General features: G+C 55.4%; 7 protein-coding genes and 4 tRNA genes. 3 read left to right on the top strand and 8 right to left on the bottom strand.

Annotation, left to right across the window (positions count from 1 at the left end):
* From secE to Q0J81_RS09445, 8 genes are all read right to left on the bottom strand, one after another.
* Positions 1-252 (bottom strand): preprotein translocase subunit SecE (secE, locus tag Q0J81_RS09480; protein ID WP_294447435.1); only part of this gene is annotated, 252 nt, incomplete at its 3' end.
* A gap of 31 nt (positions 253-283) precedes the next feature.
* Positions 284-359 (bottom strand) — tRNA-Trp (locus Q0J81_RS09475).
* 13 nt (positions 360-372) lie between these two features.
* On the bottom strand, positions 373-522 hold the full coding sequence (rpmG, locus tag Q0J81_RS09470) for a 50S ribosomal protein L33 (protein WP_178578166.1): 150 nt from the start codon (positions 520-522) through the stop codon (positions 373-375).
* 4 nt (positions 523-526) lie between these two features.
* The gene (gene tuf / locus Q0J81_RS09465; RefSeq protein ID WP_294447433.1) at positions 527-1,720 is read right to left on the bottom strand and encodes an elongation factor Tu; all 1,194 of its coding nucleotides are present in this window, start codon (positions 1,718-1,720) and stop codon (positions 527-529) included.
* Between the two features lie 151 nt (positions 1,721-1,871).
* Positions 1,872-1,947, bottom strand: a tRNA-Gly gene (locus Q0J81_RS09460).
* Positions 1,948-2,007: 60 nt separating this feature from the next.
* Positions 2,008-2,093, bottom strand: a tRNA-Tyr gene (locus Q0J81_RS09455).
* Between the two features lie 122 nt (positions 2,094-2,215).
* A tRNA-Thr gene (locus tag Q0J81_RS09450) sits at positions 2,216-2,291 on the bottom strand.
* 412 nt (positions 2,292-2,703) lie between these two features.
* Positions 2,704-5,499 carry an autotransporter outer membrane beta-barrel domain-containing protein gene (locus tag Q0J81_RS09445; RefSeq protein ID WP_294447432.1) on the bottom strand — a complete coding sequence of 932 codons (2,796 nt, stop codon included), beginning with the start codon at positions 5,497-5,499 and terminating at the stop codon, positions 2,704-2,706.
* A 104-nt stretch (positions 5,500-5,603) separates the two neighbouring features.
* Here Q0J81_RS09445 and Q0J81_RS09440 point away from each other — a divergent pair, with 104 nt between their 5' ends.
* The 3 genes from Q0J81_RS09440 to Q0J81_RS09430 all read left to right on the top strand — a co-directional run bounded on the left by Q0J81_RS09440 (position 5,604) and on the right by Q0J81_RS09430 (position 7,677).
* Positions 5,604-5,837, top strand: a complete 234-nt coding sequence (locus tag Q0J81_RS09440) for a hypothetical protein (protein WP_294447431.1) — start codon at positions 5,604-5,606, stop codon at positions 5,835-5,837.
* A gap of 279 nt (positions 5,838-6,116) precedes the next feature.
* Positions 6,117-6,503 (top strand): Hsp20/alpha crystallin family protein, encoded by a 387-nt coding sequence (locus tag Q0J81_RS09435; protein ID WP_294447430.1) that lies wholly within the window; start codon positions 6,117-6,119, stop codon positions 6,501-6,503.
* Between the two features lie 262 nt (positions 6,504-6,765).
* Positions 6,766-7,677 (top strand): DUF5655 domain-containing protein, encoded by a 912-nt coding sequence (locus tag Q0J81_RS09430; protein ID WP_294447428.1) that lies wholly within the window; start codon positions 6,766-6,768, stop codon positions 7,675-7,677.
* The last annotated feature ends 454 nt before the right edge of the window (positions 7,678-8,131 follow it).

Genomic DNA, 8,131 nt, shown 5'->3' with positions numbered 1-8,131 from the left:
TCCGAGAAGGATGGCCATGACGGCAACAAAGCCGAGCACCACCATGCTGGTGGTACGGGTTTCTTTCCAGTTGGGCCAGCTGACCTTGCGCAGCTCAACGCGAGACAGGAGAAGATAATCCCTGAATGCAGCAAAGCGCGCCATCAGGCCGCGATCTTCGCCAGCGGACTGGCCGGACTTGCTGGAGGCAGTGGCGGGAGCCGCTTTTGCCTGGGAATTAGCTTCCGCGGCGTCACTCTGTTTTTTGCTCATGTTAGCCTCAAAACTGAAAAGACAAAAGAAATGGCAGGCCAGGAGGGATTCGAACCCCCAACATGCGGTTTTGGAGACCGCCGCTCTGCCGTTGGAGCTACTGGCCTGCGCTATGAAGCACTACTTCGCTTCGCGATGAGTCGTATGTTTCTTGTCCCAGGGGCAGTACTTCATGACCTCAAGACGACCGGTAGTGTTCTTCTTGTTCTTAACCGTGGCGTAGTTGCGGCGCTTGCATTCCGTGCAAGCGAGCAGGATATTCACGCGCATGGTATTACTCCATGATTTCGGTCACCACGCCGGAGCCGACAGTGTGGCCGCCTTCGCGGATAGCGAAGCGTTCACCGGGAGCCATGGCGATGGGATGGATAAGCTCAACATTGAAGGTGGCGTTGTCGCCGGGCATGACCATTTCCACGCCTTCAGCCAGCTTGATGACGCCGGTGATGTCGGTGGTGCGGAAATAGAACTGAGGACGGTAGCCGGAGAAGAAGGGAGTGTGGCGGCCGCCTTCGTCCTTGCTCAGGACGTACACTTCAGACTTGAACTTGGTGTGAGGAGTGATGGACTTGGGAGCGGCGAGAACCTGGCCACGTTCCACGTCTTCACGCTTGATGCCGCGGAGCAGAGCACCGATGTTGTCACCGGCCTGGCCCTGATCGAGCAGCTTGCGGAACATTTCAACGCCGGTCACAGTGGTGGACTGGGTGGGACGGATACCCACGATTTCCACGGTGTCGCCGACCTTCACCACGCCGCGTTCCACACGACCGGTCACCACGGTGCCACGGCCGGAGATGGAGAACACGTCTTCGATAGGCATAAGGAAGGGCTTATCGGTTTCGCGGACGGGATCAGGAATGTAGGTGTCGCAGGCGTCGAGCAGTTCGAGGATGCACTTGGCATCTTCAGACTGCCAGTCGTCGCTGTTCAGAGCGTTCAGAGCGGAGCCGCGGATAACCGGAACGTCGTCGCCGGGGAAGCCGTTGGCGCTCAGCAGTTCGCGCATTTCCATTTCGACGAGATCCAGCAGTTCGGGATCGTCGACCTGGTCGCACTTGTTCATGAACACGATGATGTAGGGCACGCCGACCTGACGGGCGAGCAGGATGTGCTCACGGGTCTGAGGCATGGGACCGTCGGTAGCGGCGACCACGATGATGGCACCGTCCATCTGAGCGGCACCGGTGATCATGTTCTTGATGTAGTCGGCGTGGCCGGGGCAGTCAACGTGAGCATAGTGACGCTTGTCGGTCTCATACTCAACGTGAGCGGTAGAAATGGTGATGCCGCGTTCCTTTTCTTCGGGGGCCTTGTCGATGTCATCGTAAGCGATGAACTTGCCCTGGCCCTTGAGGCCGGCGATCTTGGTGATGGCGGCAGTCAGAGTGGTCTTACCATGGTCGATGTGACCGATGGTACCAATGTTGACATGCGGCTTAGAGCGATCAAATTTTTCCTTGCCCATGATGGTCTCCCTAAATGGTTACTTGCAGTTGTGGTGCCCTGTTTGAGCAGCGGACGCCGTCCTGCCCTCTTTAAATGAGAGAGCAGCCCTAAAACACGGACTCATGACGCGCCAGAGAAAAAGGGGGAGCAACAAGAAACAAAGTGGCAGGTGGAGCGGGAAACGAGATTCGAACTCGCAACCCTCAGCTTGGAAGGCTGATGCTCTAGCCGTTGAGCTATTCCCGCCTGTGTGCCGTAGTCCCCTGACAGCGCGCACTGCCTCCTACAGCTATACCAGCGTAAAGCTGGTGGTGGGGGGTGGATTCGAACCACCGAAGTCTTACGACGACAGATTTACAGTCTGTTCCCTTTGGCCACTCGGGAACCCCACCACGCTATACAAAAACGCTTTCGCGTTCTTGCCGCAACCGGAAGAAGGAGCGTGACCTTCACCGGCCACCCGGATCAAATGAACCGGGAAATATGGAGCTCTTTCTCTCGTCACTCCAAAATATGGAGCTGGCGATGGGAATCGAACCCGCAACCTGCTGATTACAAATCAGCTGCTCTGCCAGTTGAGCTACGCCAGCAGCAGGTATGGGAACTTATCTCGAAAGACATTTCTTGGCAAGAAGAATTTTTCTTGTCTCCGGGCGTTCCCCGCAAACAGCAAAAGACTTGTACCCAAGAGGCGGCGCTTTGTAAAGCCTTTTCTTCCCTTTTTTCAAATTTTTTTTACTCCCGCCGTTTTTCCGTCTCTTTTCGAGCACATGCACGGCACGCTCTTTCCCCTGCCGATTGCCCTGTCGTCTCCTTTTCCGAACGTTCTGAGCCTTCCGGCAGCGCCGCAGACGCATTTTTTCCGTTCCGCGCCTTGCCGGTCATCTTTTCCGTGGCACAGGCTCTCTTCCGTCCCTCGTCCGACAACGCCAGTTTCACGCCGCCCCGTCCGAACGAAAAGGCGGCCCTTTCCGGCGCTTCCGTCCGGGCCGCCCTCTCTGTTTAAAAACGGTAAAGAAGTGTCAGATGTCCGCCCAGACTGTCCCGCTCTCCTGCACTGCCCGTGAAGGCCGCGTCCAGCGTCAGCGGTCCTGCACCCGGCTCCACGGCAAGGCCGAGCTCAAACACGGCGCTGTCGCCCTTGAGCGAGGCGTCGGGAATGGAAAAGTCGTTGGCCACGGCGTGCGCCGTACCGCTGTACTCATGTTCCCAGGCCGCGCCCGCATAAGGCGTCACGTCTTCAAACGCCTTCCAGTCGAAGCGGGCTCCCATGCGCAGACGGCGGGAATCCACGCTGTTGAAGTGCACCGCGTCGCCGTTCATGTCTGCACCGTCTCCGTCCTGATGCGTCCAGAAAAACTTTCCGTACACATCCATGTCCAGCGACTCCCCGAGTCCCAGCACGCAGCCGAGCCCCAGATGCCCCCCGTAGTAGGGATTGGAGAGATCATAGTCGGCTGGACGGCCCACGTTGTCCCGCAGGTCGTCACTGTGCCATGTCGTGTCGATGTTGCCTACGCGCCCCACGCCTTCGGCATACAGTCCGGCAAGCGGTCCCGAGACCACATCGTACCGGGCGAGCATGCCCGCGCCCATGTACCGGCTGTCGCCGCGACCGTTCACGTCGCCCGAGACAAAGCCGTTGAACGTATCCAGATGGGCCCGGCCGAACTCAAAGAATCCGCCCAGCACCGTACGGCCGTCCGCCCCGGAAAAACTTCCCGTCAGCCCCGTCATGCCGGAAAAGCCCTCCGTATCGGCCCGGGAGCCCGTATGGTAGCGCGATGCTCCGCCGTACACGGCGGCAAAGGGCCGCCAGTGTTCATCCTCATGCTCCGCCGCCTCCCGCGCATGACGGAGCCCGGCGTCCGCCGCAAGATCCGCGCCCTGATTGAGCAGGCCCGACGCCGCGGCGCGCGCCTCCGTGAGCGCGGCTATGCGGGGATTCATGCGAACCTCTTCAAGAAAATGCAGCTGCACTGCCGTGCCGGTATTTTCCAGAATGCCGTCGTAATAGGCGACATAGCCCTGCTGAAGACTGATGAGTCTTCCTGCGGAAGCCTGCGCCACGGCGCCGCTCGCATCGCTGAGCAGAACGAACGTGCTTCCCTTGTAGGGAAGTCCGCCGGTTATGACCTCCGGCAGCTGCGCCGTTACCGTGGAACCGTCAAAGTCGCCGCTCTGCGCGTTCGTCACGGCAAGCATGGGCACATTCACCGGCGCTCCCGGCGCAGGAAGCACAAAGTGCAGATTCTCAAATCCCGCCACGCGCGAAACGCTGCCCTGCCAACTGTCCACGAAGAGCGTGTTGCCGCTGCCCGCAGCCGCCACGGGGGAATTTCCGACAAAACCTCCGTAAAAGGCGGTGGTGGGGGCAAACGATGCGCCTCTTCCTATGATCACACTGTTGAACGCGGCCTCGCCGCCCTCCCCTGTGCTGCCGCCGTACAGACTGCCGCCGACGAAAGCGTTCTGCACGAGCACGGTGTTGTCATTTGCCGACGAGCTTCCCGCTCCTGTCATGCCGCCCGTCACGTCGCCTTCAATGCTGCCGCCGCTTGCAACCGTCACCATGTTGCCGTCCGCGCTGCCGCTCTCCCCCGTGCTGCCGCCGTACAGACTGCCGCCGACGAAAGCGTTCTGCACGAGCACGGTGTTGTAACTGACGGACGAGTTTTCCGCCTCCGCCATGCCGCCCGTCACGTCGCCCTGTACCAGACCGCCGTCCGTCACGGTTACCGTGTTGGAATCCACGCGGCTGCCCGGGGCAGTTCCCGTTACCGCGCCGCCCACGACATGCCCCTCAACGATCGCACCTTCTGCCAGAGTGACGCTGTTGCCGGTCAGTTCTGCCGGAACGCTGCTTTCCGGAGCAAAGGCGCCTGTCACGCTGCCCGCAATGGAAGCACCGGACACGTTCACCTTGTTGCCCGAAGCCCGGGCCGCGCCCTCGTCGCCCTGCACTGAAGCGCCCAGAACATTCGACGTGCCCGTGCCGCCGGTTATGGTCACCATGTTTCCTTCGGCCAGCGCCGTGCCTTCATAACTGTGCACTTCGCCGCCCACCACGTCACCGAAAATTCCTCCGGCAATGGACACGACGTTGTTTTCGCTGGAAGCGTCGCCCGGAGCAATGGCATAGCCGCCGTAAAGCAGGCTGACCGAACCGTTCTCAAGACGCACCGCATTGTCTGCGGAGCGTGATGAGCCCTGTGCGGAAGTTTCCGCATATGCTTCACCTCCCACGACGAAGTTCAGCGCGGCGCTGCCGCCTATGGTCACGCGATTGTTCACGGACTCCACAAATCCCGAACCGCCGGACATTCTGGCATAGCCGCCGAAGGCCTGCACCCACGGCCCGAACCGAAGCGAGCCGTCCATGCTCACGCTGTTGCCGTCGGCCGTGGCCCCGCCCACGTAACTTCTCGCGTAGCCTCCGTAAATATTGTCGTTGAAATCGGAGAGCCCGCCGCTCACGGTCACGCTGTTGTTCAGCGCCTCGGCCGAGCCGTTGCGGCTCAGAGCCGAACCGCCGTAAAGATCCCTGGACACCGTGCCTCCGGAGACGTTCACCATGCTGCCGTTCGCCACAGCGTCTCCGCCCACGGCCCGGCGGCCGTACACATAATCATAGGAATCGCCCGAAACCACGGAAGCGCTCCCGCTGCCGGTAAGATCCGTGGCTTCCGCACGGCAGGGCACCACGGCAAGAAAAAACAGAAACAGCGGCGTCGGCCACAACTTCCGACGTTCCCTGCGCACGACGCATGCGCGCAATGAATGTCCGAACAGCTTCATGAAGTTTCCCCCTTGCTCAACAAAGAAACGGCGGCCCGTTCAGGAACGCTCCTTCCGACTATGAGAGAAAAAAACGACTGCTTCCATGATTTACGAATGATGGAATGAACGGCACGCCTTGCCCCGGAGGACGAAACGACATCTCTTCATACCGTCAGGGCACGCCGCACCGAAACGCTCTTTTTCAACAAACTGTGCAGGCACTTTCAGAGCTCAGCCGTCAAGGCGACAACAAAAATTTTTTGCAGACGTTCTCCCCGGAAGCAACCCCGAAAACTGCCGTCACTGCCCGTTTTTCCGAGGTTTCCATCTCCCCGAAAGAAGACATTTTCGCCTGAAAAACGAAAATTTTTTTCTCTGCGGCGTTGACAGTCCGGCATTCGTTCCTATTGTAATGGTATGTTTTTCAGGGACGCTTTCCACAGAATGAGTTCATGAAAAACAGAATCAATCATCTTTCTGTGAGATGAAGAATGTATCTTCATCCATAAATAAAAGAACGCTGGTGTTTTTTATCAGCTATGATGCATTGATTCTATTTTTGGCTGGAGGTTTTTATTATGCTGCCTAGTATTTTTGGTGAAAGACTTTTCGATGAATTCTTCGGTGAACCTTTTATGCCTGTTTTCAATAACAGACATGACCCGCTGTTCGGCAAGAACGCCAGAAATCTCATGAAGACTGACGTGCGGGAAACGGAAAACACCTACGAGCTGGACATTGATCTGCCTGGATTCAAGAAGGACGAAGTGAAAATCGAACTTGACGGCGGTTACCTCACCATCAGTGCAGCCAAGGGACTGGACAAGGATGAGGAGAACAAGAAGGGACAGTATCTGCGCCGCGAACGCTACTCCGGCGAATGCAGCCGCAGCTTCTACGTCGGCGAAGCCCTCGAGCCCAAGGACGTTTCCGCCACGTTTGAAGACGGCATTCTGAGGCTCTCTTTCCCGAAGACTCCGGAAAAAAAGATACCCGAAAAGAAGACCATCGCCATCGCATAACGCTCTGATCCGGTTTCTGCCGACCGTTTTCCTCTCGTGAAAACGTCTCCTCCGTCAGATACGCGCAAGGCCCCGACAGAAGAAATTCTGTCGGGGCCTTTTGTTGTGCCCGGAATCCGGCAAAGAAATACGGCATACTCCTTTCATTCCCCTCTTCCTTCTTTATTCCTGTCGCCGGTTCGACTATGCTCCTTCTGTCATCATCCCTGCCCGTTCCGGCAGACCAACGCCAACAGAAATGTACGAGCTATAAGGATTTATCATGTCGGAAATAAAGCTTTACGATACCAACGGACAAGTCACGGAACTGATATCTTCCTCAGTTCTTTTGGAAAGAGAACTGCAAACACTTATCGAAAACAACATGTCCACATTCTTCGGTGTCCGTTTCCTTAAAAGCGAGTACTCGATAACCGGTGGAAGAATGGACAGCATAGGCATCGATGAAAACAATTGCCCGGTTATTTTTGAATACAAGCGTAATTCCAACGAAAATGTCATCAATCAGGGCTTATTTTATCTGGACTGGCTTCTCGACCATAAAGCAGACTTTAAACTTCTTGTCATGTCCGTCCTGGGAAAAGAAGCGGCCGATCTCATAGACTGGTCGGCCCCCTGCGTCATCTGTGTTGCGCATAAATTCAACAAATATGATATTCATGCCGTGGACAGAATGCAGGTTAATATAAAATTGGTAGAATATAGAAAATATAATAATGGAATGCTGCTATTTGAACATCTTAACACGCCATCCACTTCCAGTTCAAGAAATAATGACACATGTCATACTGAACCTGTCATAAATAAAACACAAAAGCATGATACATCATTTCATATTGACAAACTTGAATCCATATCGCCAGAGCTTAAGGATCTCTACGAAAACATTTGCAACTATATCGAGTCTCTTGGCGACGACGTGGCGTCCAATCAGCTCAAACAATGTCTTGCCTATAGAAAACTCCGAAACTTCGCCTGCATAGAAATTTTCAGCAAACAACTGAAATTATTTTTAACTCTTGATCCCTCCACGGTGGAACTCACCAAAGACTTTACCCGAGACGTCAGCAATGTCGGGCATCACGGAACCGGCGACGTGGAAGTCGTCATTAAAAATTCGGAAGACTTTGAAAAAGCAAAACCTCTGATTGAGCGTGCCTACAATGAAGGATAGCCTTGCATTGACCCCACAGACTTCATGCCGCGCTGACTCGACAATCCGGCTATGAGCCGGGTTGTCGTATCACCTTTTCGGCAAGAAATCATAAGGCAGAAAGCTCTTCACTTTCTGCCTTATTTTTTCTGGTGGGAATAGTGGTGGGAATGAAATTAAAAAAAGAAAAAGCCCTTACGATTTTCACCGTAAGGGCTTGAACTTTCTGGTTGCGGGGAAAGGATTTGAACCAATGACCTTCGGGTTATGAGCCCTTTTTGACAGAACTTGAAAGAGTTAGATACAGCTGGATAGACTTTGATTTATTTTTATTTTCAATAAGTTATCAAAAATAAGACTTTGCCGCGCATTGACCTGAATGGTTAGAAATTGACGGTGTGGTTAGAAATAGGTTAGAAAAATTTTGCCGGTTAAAACCTGCTCCCGCGTATGAACCACAACCCAAGGCAGTTCA

The organism is uncultured Mailhella sp., from assembly GCF_944324575.1.
Lineage (GTDB): Bacteria > Desulfobacterota > Desulfovibrionia > Desulfovibrionales > Desulfovibrionaceae > Mailhella.
The sequence above is the reverse complement of the archived record's forward strand: the minus strand, read 5'-3'. Positions and strand labels throughout refer to the sequence as shown.